Origin of the sequence: Clostridium sp. (assembly GCF_018372875.1) — a bacterium.
In the GTDB taxonomy this organism is placed as follows: Bacteria; Bacillota; Clostridia; order Clostridiales; family Clostridiaceae; genus Clostridium.
In genome coordinates, this window is sequence record NZ_JAHAIF010000041.1 from 1 (window position 1) to 24,849 (window position 24,849).

Sequence of the window (24,849 nt, forward strand, 5' to 3'; positions counted from 1 at the left end):
GTGTTTAAGTACAAATAATATCTAAAGGTTATTCGTAAAATAGGAAAAAAGGAGCTGTCGCTAACGGATTTTATTCCGCTAATGCGACAGCTCCATTTTACTTCAAAATCCCCGCATCTTCAAGCATCCAGTCAATGTAAATTCCATAACCTACATCTGGTTTATTTATTAATACATGAGTAACAGCTCCAACTAACTTTCCATTTTGTATTATTGGACTTCCACTCATACCTTGAACAATCCCTCCAGTTTTACTTAATAAGGTTTCATCAGTAACCTTTATTAACATACTTTTAGGACCAGGTGAATCTTGCTGAAGCAATTTCACTATTTCTATTTCATATTCTTTAGGTCCTTCTTCATCTATTGTTGTTATTATTGTAGCTTTTCCTAGTTTTATTTCATCTCTAAAAGCCACCTTCATAGGTGATGACCTCATTGGGTTACATTCTGCTTTTTTACCCTCTCCAAAAATACCACATTGAGTATTTTTCACTATATTCCCTATTGGTTTATCATCATTAACAAAAATACCCTTAAGTTCTCCAGGTGCACCCTTTTCACCTTTTCTTACACTTATTATTGATGATTGTAGAAGATCACCCTTCTTTATTGTAAAAGGTTTATTGGTATCTCCATCAGTTACAGGATGACCTAAAGCTGCAAACTTTCCTGTTTTTTCATCATAGAAAGTCATTGTACCTACTCCTGCTGTTGAATCCCTTACCCAAAGACCTAATTTGTATCCACTATTGCCTTCCTTAACAAGTGTTACTTCCTTGTTTAAGTTTTTACCATCTCTTAATAGTTCAATATTAATTTTTTCTTTATTAATTGAACTAACTTTTTTTATTAAGTCCTGTGATGTTTCAATAGCATCTCCATCAATTTTTAAAATCACATCTCCTACCTCTATGCCAGCTTCACCTGCAGGGCTAATCTTTCTATCATTAGCTATTGCTATTTCAGAAAACCCTACTACTAAGACTCCTTTAGATGAAAGTCTTACACCAATACAATTACCACCAGGTATAACTTCAATATTTTTTACTTTATGTACTGAAACCTGCTTCATTGGTATTAGTCCAAGTAAATTAATCTTTAACTTTTCTTCTTTATATTCTACCTTATTAAAAGGTCCCACATTTGGAAGTGCCGACATTACTTCCACTTCACTACTTGTATAAAGATGATCTGGTACATCTTTTAGCATAATGCATGTGGACAGAGCCAAAATCAAGATTGGAGCAATTATTACGCTTACTATTTTTAATAGTTTCTTATTCATGTCTATCTCCTCCTTCTCCTCCTTTGCTTCTGTTTTTAAGTTACCCATTGGACATGCATTATATTCTATAGTAACTTTTCTATTATAGACAAAAATTAAGTATATAATTTTTAAATATCTCTTTTTGAAAAAAATTGATACCTAGTTACAAGGTTTCGTAAAATTTTTTTCTTATTATGGAAAACAAAAAAAATAAAACCACAAACTCTTGTGATTTTATTTTTACCAATATGTTATAACTTATGTATATTAAAGATTTTTAATTTCATCTTTTTTAGACTCTGCAAACTTTAGCATCTCTTTAACGTTTTGTATGGTAGCTTCTGTTACTCCATTACCACCCATCATTGATGCCACTTGATTTATTTTATCTTCTATGGATAACATTCTAATTCTTGTAAAAGTTTTATCATTTACTACTTCTTTTGAAACAAAATAGTGATGATCTGAAAGTATAGCTATTTGAGGAAGGTGTGTTATACATAAAACTTGATGTCCTAAGGATACTTGGTACATCTTTTCTCCAACACGTTGTCCAACTGCTCCACTAATTCCAGTATCTATTTCATCAAAAATTAAAGTTGAAATTTCATCCTTATCAGCAAATACACATTTAAGTGCAAGCATTATTCTTGATAATTCTCCACCTGATAAAACTCTTTCAAGAGGTTTTAAAGGTTCTCCTGGATTTGTAGATATCATAAAGCTAACATCATCAAATCCTCTTTCATTATAATTATCCTCTAAAGTTATTTCTATCTTCATTCTTGATTTATCTAATCCAACGTAAGATAGTTCTCTAAGGATTTTTTCTTCTAATGAAGGACTATATTTTTGTCTTATCTCATGTAGCTTTTCACCTACATTTTTCATATCTTTTAAAATATGACTTTCTTTTTCTATTAATTCATTCAGTATTTCTTCAGCATTAATTAACTCATCATATTTTTCTTTTAATTTTTCATGATAAGCTAACACTTCTTCTACTGAACCGCCATATTTCTTCTTATATGTATTAATTTCATAGATTCTCTCGTTGATTTTACCAAGTCTAACATCATCATAGACTATTTCATCACCAAGGTCTCTAATATCTCTTGTAGCCTCTTCTAAACTAAAATAAGCACCTTCTAATAGTTCTCTCTTTTCTTTTAATGCTTCAAGATGATTTTCCACTGAAGAAACTTCACTTATTACCTTTGAAAGAGATTCTAAAATTGAATTTCCATCTTCTCTTTGGCTTAAAAGTCCATAACTTATCCTAAGAGCATTGTTTATTTTTTCTGCATTATTTAAAACATTATACTCTTCTTTTAGTTCTTCCTCTTCACCAATTTTTAATTTTCCTTTTTCTATATCTTCAATTTGGAATTTAGTATAGTCAATTAACTTATCTCTGTCCTCAGCACCTTTAATTTTATTAATTTTTTCTTTAATCTTTGATAGTTCTTCTTTTAAATTTAAAAATTTACTTAAAGGTTCTTCTATATCTTTTCCAATATAATTATCTAAGTATAAAATATGACTACTTCTTTGTAATAAGCTTTGATTTTGATGCTGCCCATGAATATCTAATATCTTTTCTCTTATTCTTTTAAGCTGAGTTATAATTAAACTTCTTCCATTTACTTTTATTATGCTCTTACCAGATAATAAAGTTTCTCTTGATATTATTAGCATATCATCATATTCGATACCTAACTCATCTAATACATGGTTAACATTTTCATTGTCTATTGAAAAAATTGCTTCAACGAAGGTTCTCTCTTCTCCTGTTCTTATTAGGTCCTTTGAGAACTTTCCACCTAAAATATAATCAATAGCATCAATAAGAATAGATTTACCTGCACCAGTTTCTCCTGATAGTATATTGAATCCTTCACTAAACTCAACAGTTATTTCTTCAATTAGAGCAAAATTTTTAATGTTTAATCTAATTAACATTCTACCCCACCTTTTTAACCCTTAAGATATTAAGTTTCTTATTTTAACTACTAATTCTTCTGCACCTTCAGTAGTTCTAAGCATTATAAATATTGTATTTTCACCTGCAATTGTTCCTGCAATCTCCTCAAATCCAAAACTATCAATAGCTTCTGCAACAGGAGCTGCACCTGCAGATACAGTCTTTACAACTACCATTTTGTCTATGTTTTCAACTGAAGTAGTTAAATTAGCTAAAACACTAGTTAATTTATCTGACATATTATTTTCATTTGTCTTTGGAACAGCATATTTATACTTTCCTGAAGGTCCCTGCATTTTTATAAGCTTTAGGTTTTTGATATCTCTAGATACTGTAGCTTGAGTCACATCAAAACCTTCAGATTTTAACGCTTCTGCTAAATCTTCTTGTGTCTCAATATCTCTTCCAGCTATTATTTCCAAAATCTTTAAATGTCTTTTTGATTTCAAATTTTCTCACCATCTCATTCCTTAGAATTATTTAAGATTTTTGTCCTTAACACTTTAAAATAATCATAATCTTTAAACAAAAGAACTTTAACACTTTTTTCTGCTCTTTCAACCTTTATCTTAGTTCTTTGTTCAACCTTAGTAGCTTTTTGACCATCTACTGTTAAATAAATTTCTTCTTCCCCATTTTCAGGAATAATCTCAATTTTACTTTTTCCACTTAAAACCATTGTAGGCATACTTTTTGTATGAGGACAAATTGGAGTTAAGGTTATTAAATCAAGATTTGGATAAATAAATGGTCCCCCTGCAGAAAATGAATATGCTGTTGATCCAGTTGGAGTTGCAACAATTAATCCATCACCTTTAAAGGTTGAATAAAGCTTTCCATCTACAAAGACTTGAAACTTTACCATTCTTGAAAGTGTTCCTCTTGCTACAACTACGTCATTTAATGCATGTTCTTCAATAACTTCCCCATCTTTTATGGTTTCATACTTAAGAAGCATTCTATCATCAAGATTATATTCATCTTTTTTTAATTTTTCTATTGCTCTATCTATATCTGAAATTTCTGTACTAGACAGAAAACCTAGGTTTCCAATATTGATACCGAACATAGGTAATGAAGTTTTTTTACTAATTTCTCTTGCTACATTTAGGAGTGTGCCATCTCCCCCTAAGACAACAAGTAAATCTAAAGGGGTTTTAAACTCTTCATCTTTAAGCTTAAATGAATTAAAAATTCTTATTTCCTCTAAATCAAAATTCGTTTCAAACTTTTTTTTAACCATATTTAATATCTCATCATTTTTATCTTTAGTAGGATTTATGGCTATCCCTATTCTTTTCATACTTTCCCCCAAGAAAATTATATTTCAGTATGAGATGCTTCTACAACCTTATCCACATCTTCTCTAACAAAAGTACTTTCTCTTTCTGTATCCTTAGTAAAGTAAACTAAATACTCTATGTTTCCTTCAGGTCCCTTTATAGGAGAATAACTAACTCCTAATACATTTAGATTATGTTCAATTAAATAATCAATAATTCCAAATACTACTTCTTTATGTACTTCAATGTCTCTTACAACACCTTTTTTTCCTACTTTTTCTTTACCTGCTTCAAATTGTGGTTTAATTAAAGCTACAACTTCACCATTATCTTTTAAAAGTTCTACAGTTGCAGGCATTATCTTTTTTAAGGATATAAATGATACATCTATTGAAGCAAAATCTACAAGTTCTCCTAAGTCTTCAGGTTTAACGTATCTTATGTTTGTTCTTTCCATACAAACAACTCTTTCATCAGTTCTCAGCTTCCAAGCAAACTGACCATATCCAACATCTATAGAAAAGACCTTACTAGCACCATTTTGTAGCATACAATCTGTAAATCCACCTGTTGATGCACCAATATCCATACATACTTTACCTTTTAGTGTAATAGGAAAGTTTTTCATTGCCTTCTCAAGCTTTAAGCCTCCTCTACTTACATAAGGTAATTTTTCACCTTTGTATTCAATATTAGCTGTTACTGGAACCTTTTCTCCTGCCTTATCAACTCTTCTTCCATCTACAAAAACCTTACCAGCCATTATTGATGTTTTAGCTCTCTCTCTAGATGTAATTATTCCTCTATCAACTAATAGAATATCTAGTCTTTCTTTCTTATCTGCCATAATCTACTCCTTATATTATATAAGTTTAAGCACAGTATCTGCTATTCCTTTTCCATCTAAACCATTATCCTCATATAGAAGACCTACATTCCCTTGATGTATAAATTTATCATCGTATCCTAAATTTATAAATTTACCCTTATGTCCACAGCTAGTTAACTCTTTCAATACTAGAGTGCCTAAACCTCCATTTTTCATATTATCTTCTACAGTTACTATATGGTAGCCTTCATTAGATAGTTCTCTTATTAAATCTGTATCTATTGGCTTAATAAAGGTAGCATTAATTATACTTGGGTTAACATTTTTTTCTTCTAATATTTTCTTTGCTTTTAAAGCGTGTTGAACCATTTTTCCAGTAGCTATTATTGCTACATTTTCACCTTTATTTAATGTTTCCCACTTACCTAGTTCTACCTTATTTATAGGAACTAAATTATCTATTTCATCTCCCCCTCTTGGGTATCTAATAGCAACTGGTGTTCCTTTATTTAAAGCCCATCTAAGTAAAACATCAACTTCTTCTAAGCACTTTGGTGCCATAATAGTCATGTTAGGAATCATTGATAAAAATGATATATCCATAATTCCTTGATGAGTTTCACCATCATCTCCAACAATACCTGCTCTATCTATGCAAAAAACAACTGGTAGGTTTTGTATACATACATCATGTATAACTTGGTCAAAAGCTCTTTGCAAGAAGGTTGAGTATACTGCAAATACAGGTTTTAAGCCACTACACGCCATTCCTGCAGCTAAAGTAACTGCATGTTGTTCTGCTATTCCTACATCAAATAATCTATCAGGAAACTCCTTATAGAAGCATCTAAGACCTGTACCATCTGGCATTGCTGCTGTTATTGCTACAACGTCTTTATCCTCTTTTGCAATTCCTATTAAAGATTTTCCAAAGGCTTTTGAATAGCTATTTGATGGAGATATATTAGGTTCTCCACTTTCTAAATCAAAAGGAGATACACCATGGTATTTCCATGGACTTTTTTCTGCAAAATCATATCCTTTACCTTTTTTAGTTATTGTATGTATAATTACAGGTCCATTTATCTCTTTTGCTTTATTAAACATTTCAACCATTGTTGGTATATCATGCCCATCTATAGGCCCTATATATTTTATTCCCATATCTTCAAATAACATTGAAGGTACAACTAATTGTTTAACACTATCTTTTAATTTTGATAATGAATGAATAACTGCTTTTCCCATAGAACTACTGCTTAAACTTGAATTAATGTCCATCTTAAGCTTATTATATCCTGGTTCCATTCTTAATTTATTAAGATATGATGACATACCTCCTACATTTGGAGATATAGACATTTGATTATCATTTAAGACTATAATCATATCTGTCTTATTGAAGCCAACATCATTTAAGGCTTCAAAGGCCATTCCACCAGTTAAAGCTCCATCACCTATTACTGCAACCACTTTATAATCTTCTTTTTTTAGATCTCTAGCTCTTGCCATACCTAAGGCTGCAGATATTGATGTACTACTATGTCCCGTATCAAATGCATCATATTTACTTTCATTCCTCTTAGGAAATCCACTCATTCCATCTTTCTTTCTAAGAACCTTAAATCCTTCTTTTCTTCCAGTTAAGATTTTATGAACATAGCTTTGATGTCCAACATCCCATATTATTTTATCTTTTTCTAAATTAAAACTCTTGAAAAGACTAAGTGTTAATTCAACTACACCTAAGTTAGATGCTAAGTGCCCTCCAGTTTTAGATACACTATTTATAAGAAACTCTCTTATTTCTTCCCCTAAAGATTCTAATTCATCATTATTTAGAATTTTAATATCTTCAGGAAACTTCATATTATCTAAAAACTTTGTCATATTATCATTTCCTTTATACTAATATTCTCTATCTAAAAGATTGTATGTTAACTCCTTTAGATATTTAGCCTCTACTGTCAAATCATTTAGTATAGAAATACATTCTTCTGTTAACTGTTTACAAATATATTCACATCTATCTATACCATACATTGTGACAAAGTTGCTCTTATTTTTATCCTCATCCTTGTTAGTGTTTTTACCCAACTTATCTACTGAACCTAAAACATCTAACAAATCATCTTTAATTTGAAAAGCTAACCCTAGTTTTTGACCAAAAATATCAAGCTTTTCAATATCACTTTCTTTAGCATCCCCTAATATTGCACCTGCAACAATAGAACTTCTTATAAGTTCTCCTGTTTTCTTTAAATGCATATATTTTAACTCTTCTTCTGATAGTGTTTCCTTTTCTTCACTTAATATATCTACAACTTGACCACCAATCATTCCATCAGCACCAGCTGCATTAGCTATTTCTTTTGAAGCTCTTAACGCATTATTGCCTGATTTTAGTGAATAATCCATCATTAAAATCATAGCTTCATTTAATAATGCATCCCCAGCTAATATTGCTATGGCTTCTCCAAAAACTTTATGGTTTGTTGGTTTGCCTCTTCTTAAATCATCATTATCCATTGCTGGAAGATCGTCATGAATTAAAGAATAAGTGTGAATCATTTCTATTGCAGCTGCCATAGGTAATACTTCTTTATAGGATTCTTTATATAAACTATGTGTTAATAGAAGTAGTATTGGTCTTATTCTTTTTCCACCAATATTTAAACTATAACTTGCTGCATCATAAATTTTCTTATTATAACTTCCTTTTTCCAAAAAGTAATTACTTAAATATTCTTCTATATCCCTCTTACACTGGTCAATCTTAATTACCATCTTCAAACTCCACTTCTTTTTCTTCTTTTATAATAGAAATTTTTCCTTCTAGTGTATTTAAAGTTTTATATAATTTATTAACTATTTTTACTCCCTCTTCATAGGATTTCATAGATTCCTCTAGAGAAAGTTCCCCATTTTCTAGTTCTCCTAAAACTCCTTGAAGCTTTTGAAGCATTTCTTCATAACTCTCTTTTTTCGCCATAAATCCTCCTACTTATCAGGGCTAAATTTACCTTTCACTACGCCATCAGCTAAGAAAACATTTATTTCTTTTTCATCTGACATCCTTTTTACGGTATTTATAACACCACTTTCATCCTCTATTATAGCATAACCTTTATTAAGTAGGTTACATGGATTTTGTGCCATTAAAAGATTATTTAGTCCAGATAACTTTTCCTTTTCGATGTTAATCTTGTTAACTATGTTAGAATTTAGCCTTTCTTTAAGCTTTTCTATTATCATATAGTTGTTAACAATTCTGCTCATAGGTGAATTTAACTTAAGTATTCTACTTAATGAATCCACCTTATTTTTTTCTAATTGAAGCTTATTAGCTATAATACTTCCCATTCTATTATTCATATATTCTATTGTATCTTCTATATCTGATTGCAAAGGCACAGCTATTTCAGCCCCTTGTGATGGAGTAGCTGCTCTTGCATCACTTACAAAGTCAGAAATAGTAAAATCCACTTCATGTCCAACAGCTGATATTATAGGTATTTTTGATTTAAATATAGCCTTTGCTAATTCTTCTTCATTAAAGTTCCATAGTTCTTCTATAGAACCTCCACCTCTACCTATTATTATTACATCCACTGATTTAGTTCTATTAAAGTATTTTATACCATCAATAACTTCCATATAAGCTCCAATTCCTTGAACCTTAGCTGGATAAAGTACTAAATCTACTAAGCTATTTCTTCTTCTAGAAACATTTATAATATCTCTAATTGCAGCACCAGTTGGAGATGTTACTATTCCTACTCTACTAGGGAGTTTAGGTATTTCCTTTTTTAATTCCTCATCAAAGTATCCCTCTTTACTAAGTTTTTCTTTTAATCTTTCAAACTTTATGTAAAGTTCCCCTCTACCTTCCTGCTCAATAGTATCGCAATAAAGCTGTATACTACCATTTTGAGGATAAATAGAAGCTCTTCCTCCAATTACTACTCCCATTCCTTCTTCTAAAGTAAGTTTAAGCATAATTGCTTTACTTCTAAACATAACACAGTTTATTTTTCCACCTTCATCCTTAAGAGAAAAATAAATATGTCCACTAGAATGGTATTTTAAATTAGAAATCTCTCCTTTTACAGAGAGATTATTAAGTATAAAATCATTATCTATTATTCGTTTTAAATAATTATTAACCTCACTAACAGTTAAAGTCTTAATCTTCATACTCTTCTGCCGCCTTGCAAGCATTTTTTATTAACAGTGTTGTAGTTAATGCTCCTACTCCTCCTGGTACTGGAGTTAAATGTGAAGCCTTATCTATAACTTTATCAAAATCAACATCTCCTGTTATTTTACCTTCAAAAGATGAGGTTCCAACATCTATAACTACTGCACCTTCTTTTACATAAGTTTCATCTAAGAATTTTGGTTTGCCTATTGCTACTACTAAAATATCAGCTCTTTTGCAAACCTCTTTTAAATCCTTAGTTCTTGAATGACATATAGTTACTGTAGCATTCTCCTTTAGTAATAGTTGTGCTACAGGCTTTCCAACTATATTACTTCTACCAATAACAACTGCTTCTTTTCCGCTCAAATTAATACCTAAACTTTTAATTAGGGTTACAACTGAATTCGGGGTACAAGGTAAGAAACCATCTTCGCCCATATATAACTTACCTTGTGATTCAAAAGTTAAGCAGTCTATATCTTTTTTAGGAGATATTCTAGCTACTACTTCCTTTTCATCAATACCTTTTGGTAGAGGAAGTTGAATTATAATACCATGAACCTTCTTATCTTCATTTAATTTATCTATAGTATTTAACAATTCTTCTTTAGATGTATCTTCTGGAAGTTCAACTCTCTTAAAAAGAACTCCTAAAGATGTAGCAACCTTCTCTTGACTATTCATGTAATAAATAGAACCGCCATCATTTCCTACAAGAATTGATGCTATTTGAGGAATATCTTTTTCTTCCTTTGTTCTTTTATCTACATAGCTCTTTATTTCTTCTTTTATATTAGTTGCAATTTCTCTACCATTTATAATTTGCCCCATTTTATTTCCCCCTATATGTTTTTTAGAACTTTATCTAAAACTCCATTAACAAATGAAACTGACTTTTCATCTGAATATCTCTTTGTTAATTCTAATGCTTCATTTAATGCAACCTTTTCTGGAACATCTTCTACATAAAGCATTTCGTATATTCCCATTTCTAAAATGCAAAGATTAATTTTTGAAATTCTGTCAAGCTTCCAGTTTTGTAGATTCTTTTCTATTATTGAATCTAACTCATCTCTCTTTTCATTAATTCCTTCTAATATATTATTTATGTAACCAAAATCTATACCTTCTAGACTTTCTTCACTGTTCTCTTTGAACATTTCTATAACTTCTTGTGGTGTATCTTTACTTAATGTCATTCCAAATAATAATTCTAATGCTTTTTCTCTTGAATCTTTTCTACTCATTATTTCCTCCAAATTTAAATCTATATAAATATTTATTACCTTTATTATAGACTTTATAAAAATATAATAAACGACTTTTATTATTTTATCACAAGGGAACTAAGCTTTCCACAAAAAATCACCCATTATTAACTATTTTATCATCTCTAAACCATATAGTTATATTTATTACAAATTATTCTTTAAGCTTTAATGAAAATGCTGATCCAATTTTATTTGTTGTGAAACCTATAAACTCTAACCAACTTTCTTTATTAATATCTCTTAAATTAATTTTCATTAACAATCCCTCTTAGCTTCTTTCAATAAAATTAATTACAAATCACTTATTCAATTCTTTACAACGCAAGTTATATTCAACATATTTATATGAATATATATTTTTAACTTCTTATATTTATATAAATACTTAAATACATATTTATATCTTTATAAACTCAATTTCATTTCGCTTCCTTAACTTTTAACTCATTAAATTCATTCCATGTTTCTTCATCCTCAAACATCTTGTCCACATACTGCCCCAATTAATTTAGAATTCTCATATTTCTTTAATTATTCAATTTTTACTTCTGAAGTTGATAACACATTATCTTTCTTAATACTGCATCCTGTAACAGTAATCATAAGTAAACACAGTAATATAATTATAGAAAGCTTTTTTCTCATATAATATACCTCCCACATATAACCCCATTATTTTATTACCATATTTTTTACTGACAGTATGTCTTTTTTATTTATCCTTAGCAAAATTCCACTCCAGAAAGAATTCATTTAAATAGTTTTCCATAAACTTATGTCTTTCTTCTGCTATTCTTTTCCCTTCAGTTGTGTTCATCTTATCCTTAAGCTTTAATAGTTTTTCATAAAAATGATTTATTGTTGTACTTTTTTTATTTTTTACTTCTTCTAGGGAATTATAATTATTGATACCTATATCTGGATCGTAGATAGGATTATTTTTATATCCTCCATAAGTAAATGTTCTTGCTATACCAATAGCTCCAATTGCATCTAACCTATCAGCATCTTGAACAATCTTCCCTTCTATACACTCTTGTGCTGAATCAACAATACCACCTTTAAAGGAAATCTTCTTTATTATATTTATAATCTTATCCCTATCACTTTTCTCAACTTGAAGATTCTCTAACAAATCTTTTATTTCCCCAGTTTCTGTTTTATTATCATTGGAAAACTTCCAGTCTCCAACATCATGAAGTAAAGCACACATCTCAACAATAAATATATCTCCCCCTTCTTTTTCATAAATAGCTTTTGAGGTATTATACACCCTCTCTATATGAAACCAATCATGTCCACTACCTTCATTTATAAGTTTATCTTTTACATATTTCTTTGTTTCTTTTAAAATATCTTTTTTATCCATAACTCTCCTAACTTATACTTTCCTAGACTGTAAAAAAAAGAAGCTATACCATAAAGCATAACTCCTTTTATAAACTATTCTTCTACTTTTTCTTCTTCCTTTGGTAAGTAAATATTTTGTACATAAACATTTACCCCATTAACAGTTAAACCTGTCATAGCTTCTACTGTTTTCTTAACGTTCTCTTGAACTTGGCCTACCACATCCATTATTCTTACACCATATTCAACTGAAACTTCAAGTTCAATAGTAGCTCTGTCTTCTTCCAAAGTAACCTTTACAGCTTTACCTACTGCCTTTTTTCCTTTGAAAATTTGAGTTATATTATTAGAAACTCCAGTATGTTGGAATCCTACAACTCCTTGTATCTCTTCAGCTGCTATACCAGCTATTACACTTACAACTTCGTCGGATATTTTTACAACCCCAACATTTTCTTCATTGTTGAAATCTTGCATTTTGTTCGCCCTCCTAAGCTTTGTAAAACAAAACTAAATTATCTTACGTTAATTATATCAAAATAGAAAATATATTACAATGTATTATTTTTTCACAGAAATATTAACATCACTAATTCCACAAGCACTTTGAACTATCTCTTGAATTATAGCTCCTTCTTTTTCAGTAAGTTGGTTATCTGACTTAACAATTATATCAGCTTTCTTACTATCATCAGAAATTTCACAAATAGCATCACTATATCCTTTATTCTTTATATTTGTTTCTATTGTTTTTTGTTGACTTTGTCTTAATGTTATTTTTGTAATCTCTGCTGATGCAGCATCCTTTTGCTCTTTTGAAGTTTTATCATTTTCAACTACATCCTTTAGACCTTGGATAGCTGAGGCATCATTATTTTCTCTTGTGCTTCTTGCATCTATAAAGAAATCTGTTTGACTGATTGTCTCCTTATCCTTATCTTCATCTTTCTCCCCTTCAACCAACGCTCCTGCTAAATCGGTAGTATCATTTAAACCACCATTATTTAATTTTGCTCCTAAAATAGCAGTACACACTATTAATGCTAATAAAGTAAAGATAATCCCAACTTGTTTTTTTGTCATTTTTTATTCCTCCCATCAACTTTCTATTGAATTATATGCTAAATCCCCATAGGATATACATTAACCTTTTCAACTGATATCCCATATAAACTAGATACAGCTTTTTCTATGTCGTACCTAACCTTGCTACTTTCTGCACCCTCTGCAGTAATAACAACACCTATTACCTTAGGCTTATATGTTTTTAAAATTACTGGTGAATTTCCACCAGATTCACTACTCATTACAACCTTAGTTGTGTCATTTTGTTGATTACTAACCCTCTTTCCACCATTTGTGTCTGTTTCTTCTGTTTTTGTTGTCTGATTTGTGCTATCATATGCTGCTACTTTCTCTTCTCCACTCTCAAAGTTAATCATTACATCAACTTCTCCAACTCCATCTATTTTTCTTAGAATATTTGTAAGTTCAACCTTTTGTTTATCTTCATAAGTAGATACTGTAGTGTTTACTTTTGTATTATTTTCCTCAGTAAGAACTTCATCCTTACCACTTAAAAGTCCTGGTGCTAAAATAGTAATGGCAATTAATATAAAGCCAATAACTAAAAGCACCGCAAGAATATTGCCCATATACTTGTTTTTAAACAACTTATTAACCTCATTCTTTATCTTCTTAAAATCCATTGATACCCCTCCTTTTTACAAATAATACACTACTATCTTATCCTTACTTATTTCTAATTCATCTGAAAGAAAATCCTTTACCTCTTTTTGAGTGCTATCCTCTTCCTTAATCTCCTTTTCTTCTTCCCCAATCTTGACTTCTTTTACTTTCTTAACCCCTTTATCGCTTATTCCTATACGTAATTCATTAATTTGACAAGTCATATTATCAAAATCTACTGTGCAATCAAGGTCACTTTCAAAAGTCATATCTTTAAATTCCCTTGATAACTTATTAATGCAGTTTCTATTAAAATTATCCTTAAAACTCTCCTCTCTAAGCTCCTGTGTTGATATAGCAGCTTCATCTTTATTTATGCCTTCCTCTATCTCTTTGTCATATTGATCAATAATAGATGTTAAGACTGTTTCACCCTGTGAAAAAAACTTTACAATTGGATTTAATAGTACAGCTACCAGTATTAACCCCATTACAAACTTCAAATATTTTTTCATGCTATTATCTGGTCCAACAAGCTCTATAGCAGTAATAAATATCAATGTAGTAACAAGCGTTGTTACAAAACCTTTAATTAATTCCATATCCTATCCCCCCACAATAAACTTTCCAGCAGAGGCCATGATTGCTAACAGAACAAAGAACATTAAACTTACGCTTAACACGCATGATAACAACAATACTAATGAATCCCCTGTTGCTGCAATTGTACTTGTTATTCTTTTATCACTTATTGGCTCTACAAGTGCTGCTGACATTTTATATATAAATGTCATAAGAACCATTTTTATTATTGGATATAAAATAATAAGTATTATAACCATAAGTCCAATTCCACTTATTGCATTTTTTATAATTAAGGAATATCCAGCAACTGATGTAATTGCATCTGAAAAAGCTTTACCTACTATAGGTATAAAATTATCTACTGCAAACTTTGTTGTTTTTAAAGCAACAGCATCTATTGTTGTACTAGTTATACCTCTTATAGTTAAAAGAGCTATAAAAGATGTAATTATTATTCCTTGAAGCCACACTGTCCACTGCTTTAATAATTTACACAGGTTATCTATTTTATGCTCTTCTGAAAGGTTGTTAGCAAATTGTAGAACAAAGCCTACCATAATTAATGGAATTATTACAGTTACATATATCCTTGGTATTATTACAACAGCTGCCATTACAATTGGATCTATAGTTGCTGCTTGGGTAATACCTCCTGCTAAAGCTATCATTGTAACTAAAACAGGTAAAATTGCTGCCATAAAATCTGCCACACCATTAATAACATCTTTTGCTACAGATATTGATATTAAAAAGCTTTTTGAAAGAAGCATAACCATAACTGCATAACATGCATAAAAAGCTATCTGAGATATACTTTTTGTACTAAAGGCATCCTGTAGATTTTTTAATAAGGTACATAAAATAGCTATTACTATCATAGAAATAGCAAGTTTTAATACACTACCAACTTCTTTAAATAGAAGAGAAACTACAGCCTTACCTAACTGTGAAAAGGATAGGTTACCCTTTCCATTAGTTATATAGCTTTTCACATATTCTACAGGGTCAAGATCATTCATAAGCTCAACATCTACCTTCATCTTATTGATATAATCATAAAGTCCCATTAAATCTTTATTGGTTTCAGGATCTATCATTCCCTCATCTACTATTGTCTCAATAGCTGACTTATTTTCTTCTTCTTCTGCATTAACTATAGCTGTTGGAGATATGATAGAAAAAATACATATGTTTATCACTAATAAAATCATAAGTCTCTTAAATTTCTTCATATTTACACCTACAAAATTTGTAATATAGAGTCTAATACAGCCATTAATATTGGAATTGCTAAAACTAGTATGAACATCTTTCCTGAAAACTCAACCTTAGATGCTAAACTTCCAGCCCCTGCATCCTTGCATATTTCACTTGCAAAACTAGCCAGATAAGCTATAGCCAATATCTTAAGTACTATTTGTATATAAACTGTATCTATACCTGCTTTATCAGCTATGGTCTTCAGGAAATTAACTACTTCACTAACTTGTGAAATGCAATATATAAAAATTACCACACCAGCAGCTAAAAGAATTAAAGCTGCTAGGTCTCCTCTTTTATCTTTAAAAAGTAAATATAAAAATAGGGCAACAAGTGCAAAGGAAATAACCTTTAAAATCATCATCTTACTATCACCTAGAACATAAACATTGTCTTTACTGTATTAAACAAATTGCTAATTAATGAAACTATCATTATTAATATAATTACTATTCCTGCTATATTAGTGATAGCTGCTATTTCGCTTTTTCCACTGCTAGTTAGAACCTTGTCCAATATCACTAAAATAATTCCTGCCCCACCTATTTTAAAAAGTATACTAAAATCCAGCATAATCTTCCTCCTAATCTACAATAAAAATATGGATATCATTGCCCCAAAACACATTCCCAAATATCTATAAAGTTTTGTATTCTTTTTAGATTCCTCTCCAGCTTCTTTTATATTTATCTTTAAGTTTTCTAATACTAGATTAAAAATTTTCTCTTGCCCATAAACCCCAGAGTATCCTAAGGATTTTAGAAAATCTCCTAAGATATCCTTATCTTCTTTATTCAAATAAACCTCTTCTTTAACCTCTTCATAATTTCTTTTAAAGGCTATATAAACATCTCCTATTTCACCATTTTCTAAGTCACTTGAAACATTTGATATTAATTTGTTAAATGGCTCCTTGCTTTTTTTTGATATTTCATACAAGGCTTCTGGTAATGGTGTGGTATTAAATACAACTTCATTTTGTAAAAGTAACACCCCTTTATAGCATTCGTTAAGATTTAATAACCTTTTTCTAAAACTCTCACCATAAACATAACCTGCAAAAGTAAACACAGAGAAAATACTAATTATTAATATAATCTTGACCACTTTTTTTCTCCTCCTTTGCTTAATGAGTAAACATTCTCTACTGTCCCAACACCCTCTCTGTTACTAAGCAAAATAACTCTTTCTACAACGTTATTTTCTAATAGCTCTTTAAAAACACTTCTGTTTGTTAAATCATCAAGACTTTCTCCATGTAAGGTTACAACAATGTTTACTCCTGAATTAAAAGCCATAATAAGTGCTTCAATATCCTTTAATGTTCCTATTTCATCACATATAATAATCTCTGGTGATAAGCTTCTTATGGCCATAATTAACCCTTCACTTTTTAAACAATTATCTAGAACATCAGTCCTTATTCCAACTTTCATTTGAGGTACTCCAAGATAACTAGCTGCAATTTCACTTCTTTCATCTATAATTGATATCTTTTTGCCTCCATCAGATAGATTCCTTGCAATATCTCTTAGAATAGTTGTTTTACCACACTTAGGTGGTGAAATAATCAAGGTATTTAATACCTTTTTATCTTCTACTATATATTTCATAACTTTTTTTGAGCACCCAAGTATTTCTCTACAAATTCTTATATTTAACGAAGAAATATTTCTTATAGTTTTTATTTTTCCATTATCCATAACACACTCACCTGCTAGTCCAACTCTGTGCCCTCCTCGTATAGTTATGAAACCTTGCCTTATTTCTTCTTCATATGCATATAACGAATAGTTAGAAATTCTTTGAAGTATGTACTTTATGTCTTCTCTTCTCAATATATAGCTAAGTACCACCTCACCCTTTGATGATGTAATTATTATTGGTTTTTCTATTTTTAACCTTATCTCTTGTAAAGCATTATCTTTCAAATATTCTCCTAAAGCCTCTACAACTCTAGGTGGAAACAATTTTACTATTCCCTCATCCAAAATATCCATCACTTCCTCCTCCCTAGTTTGATTCCTATATAATTTCTATTTACGTAATTTAAAAATTATAACCTTATTTTATAAAAATATGTGAACTAATTATTTTGCATATAAAAAAATCGCCAAGGCGACTGCGGAGTCGTCGATTTTTTTCGCCCATCTGCATTTCCGAAGCTTGCCTGAGGAAAATCTTGCAGGGGCATATATTTTATTTTTTATTCTTTAGGAAGAAATGAACGAGTGTATCGCTAAATTGTTGAAGTTATCCACAATTTAATAATAGATATAATTTCCTAAAGAATAAAAAAAAGAATCCTAAAAAGGATTCTTAAAAATTATTTCACTATATTTTCTCCACAATATGGACATGGTATATTATCTTCTTCTAATGCAGAGGCTTCAATGAAGATAGGTTTTCCACATTTACTACAGCTAACTTCTGTATACTCTGATTCAAATTCATCTAAATCTTCTAATGATACTTCCTCAAACAATTCTTCTTGAATTTCTGATATATCATCATCCATATACTTTAAGTTTTCAGAAAGTACAGCTTCATTTACCATAACTTCTTCAATTTTATTACTTAAACCTTCTAAAATGGAAGAAATATTGTTAAAAATGCTTTTATACTCTGATTTATCTATAGTCGAAATTTCTTCTTTTAATTTTTCTATATTATTTCTTATTTCCTTCATACAAACACTTCCTTGTATGTATTTCATAGATAACAAAAAGTTGCTAAGCAAATTGAACTTAGCAACCTTCTTAATATTAAACTCTTTCCATGTAATCGCCAGTTCTTGTATCTACTCTTATAGTATCTCCTTCATTAACGAACATTGGAACATTAACTACTGCACCTGTTTCAACTGTAGCAGGCTTTAATGCATTTGTAGCAGTATTACCCTTTACACCTGGTTCACAGTGAGTGATTTGTAATTCTACGAAGTTTGGAGCTTCTACTGAGAAAGCTTCTCCCTTATAGAACTTAATTATTGCAAACATATTTTCCTTTAAGAACTTTATAGCCTCTTCTACTTTTTCATAGTTTAGTGGAATTTGCTCATATGTTTCTTGATCCATGAAGTAGTATAATTCTCCATCGCTATAAAGGTATTGCATTTCTTTTCTTTCAATAACTGCTTCTTGGAACTTTGCAGTTGGATTGAAAGTTGTATCTGTAACACCACCAGATATAACGTTTCTTAACTTTGTTCTAACGAAAGCTGCTCCCTTACCTGGTTTAACGTGTAAGAAGTCTACAACTGTGTAAACTTGTCCTTCATGTTCAAAAGTCGTACCTTTTCTTAAATCTCCTGCTGATATCATTTAAATATCCCTCCAAAATGTATAAGTTTCAAATATAAATACCTAAAATATACGATACTATTATTGCATCTAACAATTTCCGTATACACAACAAATTTATTTTATCAGAAGAAAACTAGAATTGCAATTATTTTAGCCACTTCTGCCTAAAATTCTCCTATTATGAATATTTAAATGTAAAATTTCCATATATAGTATCTGAATATAATTCTAATGAATAATCTAAAATCTTTAGTTTATCTAAAGAGTTTATTTTCTTTAAAAACTCCCTATTTTCTCCACTTATTATGCCATTAATAATATAATCTTCTCCTGATTTATAAATATTTTTCACTTCTATTGTATTATCATTTAAGTATTCTAAAACTTCTGTAAGCGAGTATTTTTTCACTATAACTTTTTCTGTAACTGTAGGTTTTGCCTCTTCTTTTTTAGAATAAAATATAAAGTAGGACTCCATACCTATAAAAATAACTAAAACTATAGCCAGTATTTTATTTTTCATACTATTACCTCTTTGTTAGTTCTATTTTATATTTATCATCGCCAAGATAATATATATTATTTATAGATATCTTATCATCTTTACTTAGTTTTTCTAAAGTTTCCTTGTTGCTTATTTCTAGTGAGGCATTATTTTTAGCTATATTTCCTTTTATGCCATTCTTGTTTAAACTAAGCCAAAATATAACTTCATCCTTTTTTATGAAATTTGTACTCGCAGTTTCTACATTTTCTATTTTAACCTCTTCTTTAGTATTTATACTACTTAATGAAAGTGGTAATAAGATAAGTGCAGTTATTATTAAAATATATAATCCTCGTTTTTCACCCTTTGAATCTTTTATTACCTTATCATTTATATATTCTGTTGGTAGAAAATTTTTATTTATAAACTTTTTTTGCATTTAATACCTCTCCAAACTCTTTTATGATAAAAGAGTTATAACCTTCTGGAAATTCTTTTGAAATCTCCTCTTCAATGTATGTTTTTAGATTTTCTTCTCTTTCCAATTCTAGATATTTTTCAATAAACCTTGAAAGGTTATTATCTACAAAACTTCTAGATATAAATTTTTCATTACATGAAATATAATAGTAGCTATCTTTATAACTAAATAATGTTTCCCACTTCTTTTCCCTTACCTTTTTTCTAAACTTATTAAAAAAATATATCTGAATAGGCTCTACTTTAATAGATGCTGCTCCTTGACATAATTCACGTATTTTCATTCCACCTTTAACAGCATATATTATAAGTTCACCTTTTCTTCTAGAGAATTCATAATGAAACAAAAAATCTTCACTACTTCCAAAGGCTCTTTCTATTACATTTTGAATTTCTTCTTCTTTAACTTTAACTCTTTTATTTAACTTTATCTTTTTTGTATATAAATCTTCACCTAAAATTACTACTTTTCTCTTTTTACCCAATTTAATTCCCCTTAGACTTTCTAAGGAAAACTTGTATGTATTATTTTTATAAAAAATTTTTTCATTACATATTTCTATTAAATTATTTTCCACTTAACACCTCCATATTAATACCTATAACTATACGGTATTAAACTTTTTCCACTACTGTCTTCTTTTAAAATTGTATAATTTTCATCATTACCTAAAAGAAAAACCTTTTTATTTATGTCATATTTCAAAAAAACATTCTCTCTTATACATATCTTGTCGTCACTATTATTTTTCAAGTAATTTATAACAGTATTATTCACTATTAAATAATTATCTAACTCTTCTATTTCACATTCTAAATTGTAACTTTTTTTATCTTTACTATAATATTGATCAATTTTCTCCCTCTTTAAACCATTTAATATCATTGTTGCTAATACTGTAGAAAAAAATGAGATTAACATTAATATATAAATTAGATTAATTAACACATAACCTTTTTCTTTTCTTAAATGCATTTTATATACCCCTCTCCCCCTTTAGTTATTTCTACATATACTAGACTTTCTTTTTTATAAACCTTAAAATCTTCTATGTTTTCCATTATTGGATTATTGCTTACCTCTTGAACATTAGTTTCATTGTAATGAACAAGACTTAAATTATTTCCTCTTTTTAAAATTCTTTTTATCTTATAATTTTCATTTCCTATGCTTTCATATATTTCAACTGTGTCTCCACTTTTATCTACTTTAAACACATCCTCTTTAGATGAAAAGTAATCAATTGTACTAAAAGCATTATAGACTTGGTTCATTTCTCTGCTTTTCACAATTAAGTTTCTCATGTAGTTATAAGCTTCTATAGCTGTGCTTACTGCAATGGAAATTATTATTAAGGATATGCTCAAATAAATTGTTGTTTCTAGTAAGGTGAATCCCTTACTAGAATTGATATTTACAAGTTTCCCCTTACCTTTTGCTCTAATACCTTTTCACCACCCTCTAACCTTATAACAAACTCTTTTCTTTCATCACTGAATTCTATCAGCAGAAAATTGCTTTCCTCACTATATGCAATATCTAACAAGTCCTTATTTCTCAACTCTTCAAGTAAATTTTTATGGTATGGAATCTTAACCTTATTGCTAACTGCCTTACTTTTAAACTTCTCTTTATCTAAGTTGTATCTTATTTCATTTACTACTGCATGAAAACATTCATAAGTTTCTCTCTCTTCTTTTTCATTTTGTAGATATTTATTTGATGAAATTGCTAAATTAAAAGCTAGAAGTCCAATTATACTTAATATAAAAAGACCAGCTACTAATTCTAAAAGTATATTCCCCTTTGATTTTCTAACTATTTTTTCTTTTACCCACATAAACATTATTCACTGTTGGATTAATGGAGAGCTGATATTTATTGTTTCTGCTATCTTTAAGAAGTGTAGTTTTAGATTGTACTATTCCATATTTACTAATATCATAGCTATCAACTATTGGATAAGCTAAAACAAAATCTTTATCAATCATTATGCTTTTTTCTAACTCTCTTTTAATCTTAGTGTCACCTCCGGTACTAAATGTAATAACAAACTTATCTTCATATTCTCTTAATTTTATAGTTCCAATAACACCATTGTTTTTGCAATAATCTCTTCCATAACAAAAGGTGTCCTCTAACTCATATAAAAAATTCTCTATTTTTATATTTTCCTCAAAACTTTTATAAAGGTTATAACCACTAAAACTAAATGAAAATATAATTCCAAGTATGAACATTGCCGCTACCAACTCTATAAGCGTATATCCCTTCTTCAACTACATAACTCCTCCATAAATCATATCAAACATAGGTAGTACAAATATCCATATAAACACCACAACTCCAAGAGCCATAGTTATAATTAGAGTTGGTTGAATTAATGATAAAAGTTTTGAAATACTTTCTTTTGTTTTCTTTTCTAATCTCTCCTCTGCCTTTTTTACCCTTACTGTAAGTGACCCACTATTTTCACCAAGCTTTATCATTGATATTGAATACTTAGATAGGAAGCTTAAATTACTTAAACACTCACTTAGTTCTTTTCCCTTTAATATCTCTTCATTTATTCCTTTTAAAATGTCACTTAGAAATTTTATATCATTTGAATCTGAACAGTAACTAAAACCTATTGGCAAAGATACACCACTATCTAAAATTAAGGATAAAATCAGCATAAATATAAACTCTTCTAATTCCTTTACGATTTTTATTTTTCTAATGAATTGGAATCTTCCTTTAAAGTGTTTTGAAATTTGAAAAATCATTAATGGTATTATAGGTAGGTAACATAAAACACTTACTATAAACAGTATAGGATTATCATTAAAACTAAGTTTTAAATTATATAAAAATTCAGCAACTTTTGGTGCTTCACTTCCTGCATTTTTATAACTTTCATAAAATGATGGAATAAGTACAAATGCTAAAAACACTCCCAATAAAATTAAAGTGCCTATTAAAAAGCTAGGATATATTAATGCATTTTTCACTTCTTTTTTTATGTTACCTAGCTTAGAATAGAACATTTGAAGCTTATTAAAGGTTCTTCCTAGCTGACCACTGTTTTCTCCTACCTTTAATATGCCTATAAAAAGTCCTGGATATAATTCATCAAACTTACTAAACGCTTCACTTAAGCTTTTTCCTAGTAAAATATCATTACGAATATAAGCTATACTGTTTTTATAATTTTTACTTAGAGGTAATTCCTCTAATAACTCTAGTCCATCACCTATAGCTATACCATCTTCATACAAGCTTCCCAAGTTCTCAGCTATTATTGTTAAATCCCCATAGCTAATTTTCATTTAATTCTTCTCCTTCTAAAATACTTAAATAATCGTAATAATCAATTACTCCTTTTAAAAGTAAATTCCTTAAGCTATTTACCATCTGACAATTTGAAAGTAAGTCTTCCTTTTCATATATTTGGGCAAGTTCACCTTTTAACTTCTTATCTATATGATAAACAGATGCAATTAGTTGCCTACCAACGTATCCACTATTATTGCAAATACTACAGCCACCCTTTTTATATATTTTTATATTTTCTCCATTAAGATCTATAACTCCAATTTCCTCTTTACATTTACATAATAGCTTTATTAACCTTTGAGATATAATCCCTACTAAAGCATCTTTTATTAGGTATCCCTTTACTCCCATTTCTTCAAGTCTTAAATACACTTCTCTTGGTGATTTTGTATGTATAGTAGAATACACCTTGTGCCCTGTTATTGCAGATCTAACAGCCATTTTTGCGGTCTCTTCATCTCTAATTTCTCCAACCATTATCACATTAGGATCCTGCCTTAATAAACTACGTAAACCTTCAACAAAGGTAAGTCCAATTTTATGATTTAAATTCACTTGATTTATCCCCTTCATTATTACCTCAACTGGGTCTTCAAGGGTTGATATATTAATATCATCATCTTTTATTTCATTTAAAATTGTATAAAGTGTTGTTGATTTACCACTTCCTGTTGGTCCATTAACTAAAACCAGTCCATTTTTAAGTCTAATAATTCTGCTTAATGTTTGTTGCTGTTCCCTAGTAAATTTCAAATCTTCTATAGGGGTTAAAAACCTATCACTATACAGAATCCTAAGAACAATTTTCTCTCCGTATATAACTGGTACTGTAGATAATCTGCAGTTATATTTTTTATCCTTACACCACATAAAAAGTTTCCCATCCTGGGGTCTTCTTTTTTCCGTAATATCCATGCCAGCTTTAATTTTTAATCTAGATGAGATTTTTTGATAATCCTCTAAACTTAATTTTCTTACTAATGTTAATGATCCATTTATTCTAAATCTAATATTTAAACCATTTTCTTCAGGCTCATAGTGTATATCACTAGCATTGCACGCTATAGCTTCTTTAAATATTACCACTTCTATATCTTCAATCTTAAAATTTAGTATATTTTGAATTAGATCTAAAATTTCATCTTTTTCTCTATAAATAAGTTTTATTTTCTTGTTAAATAAAAAACTTAATATATCAATTACTTCATTATTGGGTGTTTCTGTTGTTGCAATATAAACATTTTTCCCATCTTCATAAATGGGTAATACTCCATACTCTTTCGCTTGATCTATAGCAATTTTTCTTGCTACCCTTATATCTATTTTATCTATTAATCTATCACTATTTGACAACTTCTCACCTCCACTTCTAGAACCTTGCCATATTGTCCACATAATATACAACAAAATAAAAAAAGGTAAGATTTCTCTTACCTCAGATTGTAGACAAAAAGCATTTTCTCAAGTTTGAGAAAATGCTTTTTGTAATTAAATTTAAAATTAAAGAGTAAATTTTTATAATACAGTTATTAA

At 29.4% G+C, this 24,849-nt stretch carries 32 protein-coding genes and 1 pseudogene; all 33 read right to left on the minus strand.

Features of this window, described 5'->3' with window-relative positions; all coding sequences use genetic code 11:
- Window positions 1-97: 97 nt before the first annotated feature.
- Window positions 98-1,288 carry a SpoIVB peptidase gene (gene spoIVB / locus KIB46_RS12240; RefSeq protein WP_156561235.1) on the minus strand — a complete coding sequence of 397 codons (1,191 nt, stop codon included), beginning with the start codon at window positions 1,286-1,288 and terminating at the stop codon, window positions 98-100.
- A 249-nt stretch (window positions 1,289-1,537) separates the two neighbouring features.
- The gene (recN, locus tag KIB46_RS12245; protein WP_156561234.1) at window positions 1,538-3,232 is read right to left on the minus strand and encodes a DNA repair protein RecN; all 1,695 of its coding nucleotides are present in this window, start codon (window positions 3,230-3,232) and stop codon (window positions 1,538-1,540) included.
- 21 nt (window positions 3,233-3,253) lie between these two features.
- Window positions 3,254-3,703 (minus strand): arginine repressor, encoded by a 450-nt coding sequence (locus tag KIB46_RS12250; RefSeq protein WP_156561233.1) that lies wholly within the window; start codon window positions 3,701-3,703, stop codon window positions 3,254-3,256.
- Between the two features lie 14 nt (window positions 3,704-3,717).
- Window positions 3,718-4,557 (minus strand): NAD(+)/NADH kinase, encoded by an 840-nt coding sequence (locus KIB46_RS12255; protein WP_156561232.1) that lies wholly within the window; start codon window positions 4,555-4,557, stop codon window positions 3,718-3,720.
- A gap of 17 nt (window positions 4,558-4,574) precedes the next feature.
- Entirely contained in the window at window positions 4,575-5,384 is an 810-nt protein-coding gene (locus KIB46_RS12260; RefSeq protein WP_156561231.1) for a TlyA family RNA methyltransferase, read from the minus strand.
- Between the two features lie 15 nt (window positions 5,385-5,399).
- A complete protein-coding gene (dxs, locus tag KIB46_RS12265) occupies window positions 5,400-7,256 on the minus strand; it encodes a 1-deoxy-D-xylulose-5-phosphate synthase (protein WP_156561230.1) in 1,857 nt (618 codons plus the stop codon).
- Window positions 7,257-7,274: 18 nt separating this feature from the next.
- Window positions 7,275-8,147 (minus strand): polyprenyl synthetase family protein, encoded by an 873-nt coding sequence (locus tag KIB46_RS12270; protein WP_291672256.1) that lies wholly within the window; start codon window positions 8,145-8,147, stop codon window positions 7,275-7,277.
- Complete coding sequence (locus tag KIB46_RS12275; RefSeq protein ID WP_027097696.1) at window positions 8,143-8,358, minus strand: exodeoxyribonuclease VII small subunit; 216 nt, start codon at window positions 8,356-8,358, stop codon at window positions 8,143-8,145. The genes KIB46_RS12270 and KIB46_RS12275 overlap by 5 nt, the downstream gene beginning before the upstream one ends.
- Window positions 8,359-8,366: 8 nt before the next feature.
- Window positions 8,367-9,563: an exodeoxyribonuclease VII large subunit gene (gene xseA / locus KIB46_RS12280; protein WP_291672230.1), complete on the minus strand. Its 1,197-nt coding sequence runs from the start codon at window positions 9,561-9,563 to the stop codon at window positions 8,367-8,369.
- Window positions 9,553-10,401, minus strand: coding sequence for a bifunctional methylenetetrahydrofolate dehydrogenase/methenyltetrahydrofolate cyclohydrolase (locus KIB46_RS12285; RefSeq protein WP_156561227.1), 849 nt, complete (start codon window positions 10,399-10,401; stop codon window positions 9,553-9,555). Before KIB46_RS12285 ends, xseA begins: the two co-directional genes overlap by 11 nt.
- An 11-nt stretch (window positions 10,402-10,412) precedes the next feature.
- Window positions 10,413-10,817: a transcription antitermination factor NusB gene (gene nusB, locus KIB46_RS12290; RefSeq protein ID WP_156561226.1), complete on the minus strand. Its 405-nt coding sequence runs from the start codon at window positions 10,815-10,817 to the stop codon at window positions 10,413-10,415.
- Window positions 10,818-11,553: 736 nt separating this feature from the next.
- Window positions 11,554-12,210, minus strand: coding sequence for an HD domain-containing protein (locus tag KIB46_RS12295; protein ID WP_291672232.1), 657 nt, complete (start codon window positions 12,208-12,210; stop codon window positions 11,554-11,556).
- A 74-nt stretch (window positions 12,211-12,284) separates the two neighbouring features.
- Window positions 12,285-12,668, minus strand: a complete 384-nt coding sequence (locus KIB46_RS12300; protein ID WP_156561224.1) for an Asp23/Gls24 family envelope stress response protein — start codon at window positions 12,666-12,668, stop codon at window positions 12,285-12,287.
- Between the two features lie 84 nt (window positions 12,669-12,752).
- Window positions 12,753-13,274, minus strand: a complete 522-nt coding sequence (locus KIB46_RS12305) for a SpoIIIAH-like family protein (RefSeq protein ID WP_156561223.1) — start codon at window positions 13,272-13,274, stop codon at window positions 12,753-12,755.
- A 38-nt stretch (window positions 13,275-13,312) separates the two neighbouring features.
- Entirely contained in the window at window positions 13,313-13,900 is a 588-nt protein-coding gene (locus KIB46_RS12310; RefSeq protein WP_156561222.1) for a stage III sporulation protein AG, read from the minus strand.
- 15 nt (window positions 13,901-13,915) lie between these two features.
- The gene (gene spoIIIAF / locus KIB46_RS12315; protein ID WP_291672237.1) at window positions 13,916-14,482 is read right to left on the minus strand and encodes a stage III sporulation protein AF; all 567 of its coding nucleotides are present in this window, start codon (window positions 14,480-14,482) and stop codon (window positions 13,916-13,918) included.
- A gap of 3 nt (window positions 14,483-14,485) precedes the next feature.
- Window positions 14,486-15,697: a stage III sporulation protein AE gene (gene spoIIIAE / locus KIB46_RS12320; RefSeq protein WP_291672239.1), complete on the minus strand. Its 1,212-nt coding sequence runs from the start codon at window positions 15,695-15,697 to the stop codon at window positions 14,486-14,488.
- An 8-nt stretch (window positions 15,698-15,705) separates the two neighbouring features.
- The gene (gene spoIIIAD, locus KIB46_RS12325) at window positions 15,706-16,089 is read right to left on the minus strand and encodes a stage III sporulation protein AD (protein WP_049179145.1); all 384 of its coding nucleotides are present in this window, start codon (window positions 16,087-16,089) and stop codon (window positions 15,706-15,708) included.
- Window positions 16,090-16,100: 11 nt separating this feature from the next.
- Window positions 16,101-16,298: a stage III sporulation protein AC gene (spoIIIAC, locus tag KIB46_RS12330; RefSeq protein ID WP_049179146.1), complete on the minus strand. Its 198-nt coding sequence runs from the start codon at window positions 16,296-16,298 to the stop codon at window positions 16,101-16,103.
- Between the two features lie 15 nt (window positions 16,299-16,313).
- Entirely contained in the window at window positions 16,314-16,832 is a 519-nt protein-coding gene (spoIIIAB, locus tag KIB46_RS12335; RefSeq protein WP_156561219.1) for a stage III sporulation protein SpoIIIAB, read from the minus strand.
- Window positions 16,814-17,725 carry a stage III sporulation protein AA gene (spoIIIAA, locus tag KIB46_RS12340; protein ID WP_291672246.1) on the minus strand — a complete coding sequence of 304 codons (912 nt, stop codon included), beginning with the start codon at window positions 17,723-17,725 and terminating at the stop codon, window positions 16,814-16,816. Before spoIIIAA ends, spoIIIAB begins: the two co-directional genes overlap by 19 nt.
- 326 nt (window positions 17,726-18,051) lie before the next feature.
- Window positions 18,052-18,414 (minus strand): CD1247 N-terminal domain-containing protein, encoded by a 363-nt coding sequence (locus tag KIB46_RS12345; RefSeq protein WP_156561217.1) that lies wholly within the window; start codon window positions 18,412-18,414, stop codon window positions 18,052-18,054.
- A 76-nt stretch (window positions 18,415-18,490) separates the two neighbouring features.
- Window positions 18,491-19,048, minus strand: a complete 558-nt coding sequence (gene efp, locus KIB46_RS12350; protein WP_156561216.1) for an elongation factor P — start codon at window positions 19,046-19,048, stop codon at window positions 18,491-18,493.
- Window positions 19,049-19,208: 160 nt separating this feature from the next.
- Window positions 19,209-19,553 carry a hypothetical protein gene (locus KIB46_RS12355; protein ID WP_156561215.1) on the minus strand — a complete coding sequence of 115 codons (345 nt, stop codon included), beginning with the start codon at window positions 19,551-19,553 and terminating at the stop codon, window positions 19,209-19,211.
- A 4-nt stretch (window positions 19,554-19,557) separates the two neighbouring features.
- On the minus strand, window positions 19,558-19,956 hold the full coding sequence (locus tag KIB46_RS12360; protein WP_156561214.1) for a hypothetical protein: 399 nt from the start codon (window positions 19,954-19,956) through the stop codon (window positions 19,558-19,560).
- Entirely contained in the window at window positions 19,934-20,575 is a 642-nt protein-coding gene (locus KIB46_RS12365) for a hypothetical protein (RefSeq protein WP_156561213.1), read from the minus strand. Before KIB46_RS12365 ends, KIB46_RS12360 begins: the two co-directional genes overlap by 23 nt.
- A gap of 14 nt (window positions 20,576-20,589) precedes the next feature.
- Window positions 20,590-20,973 carry a hypothetical protein gene (locus tag KIB46_RS12370; protein ID WP_291672249.1) on the minus strand — a complete coding sequence of 128 codons (384 nt, stop codon included), beginning with the start codon at window positions 20,971-20,973 and terminating at the stop codon, window positions 20,590-20,592.
- Entirely contained in the window at window positions 20,964-21,287 is a 324-nt protein-coding gene (locus KIB46_RS12375) for a hypothetical protein (RefSeq protein ID WP_291672251.1), read from the minus strand. Before KIB46_RS12375 ends, KIB46_RS12370 begins: the two co-directional genes overlap by 10 nt.
- Window positions 21,288-21,341: 54 nt before the next feature.
- A pseudogene (locus KIB46_RS16420) lies at window positions 21,342-21,443 on the minus strand (prepilin-type N-terminal cleavage/methylation domain-containing protein); the annotation flags it as partial.
- Window positions 21,413-21,838 carry a hypothetical protein gene (locus tag KIB46_RS12380; protein WP_156561210.1) on the minus strand — a complete coding sequence of 142 codons (426 nt, stop codon included), beginning with the start codon at window positions 21,836-21,838 and terminating at the stop codon, window positions 21,413-21,415. The pseudogene KIB46_RS16420 and the gene KIB46_RS12380, both read right to left, overlap by 31 nt.
- Complete coding sequence (locus tag KIB46_RS12385) at window positions 21,813-22,277, minus strand: prepilin-type N-terminal cleavage/methylation domain-containing protein (protein WP_156561209.1); 465 nt, start codon at window positions 22,275-22,277, stop codon at window positions 21,813-21,815. The genes KIB46_RS12380 and KIB46_RS12385 overlap by 26 nt, the downstream gene beginning before the upstream one ends.
- Window positions 22,278-23,309, minus strand: a complete 1,032-nt coding sequence (locus tag KIB46_RS12390) for a type II secretion system F family protein (RefSeq protein ID WP_156561208.1) — start codon at window positions 23,307-23,309, stop codon at window positions 22,278-22,280.
- Window positions 23,299-24,669: a GspE/PulE family protein gene (locus KIB46_RS12395; protein WP_291672255.1), complete on the minus strand. Its 1,371-nt coding sequence runs from the start codon at window positions 24,667-24,669 to the stop codon at window positions 23,299-23,301. The genes KIB46_RS12390 and KIB46_RS12395 overlap by 11 nt, the downstream gene beginning before the upstream one ends.
- Between the last annotated feature and the right edge of the window lie 180 nt (window positions 24,670-24,849).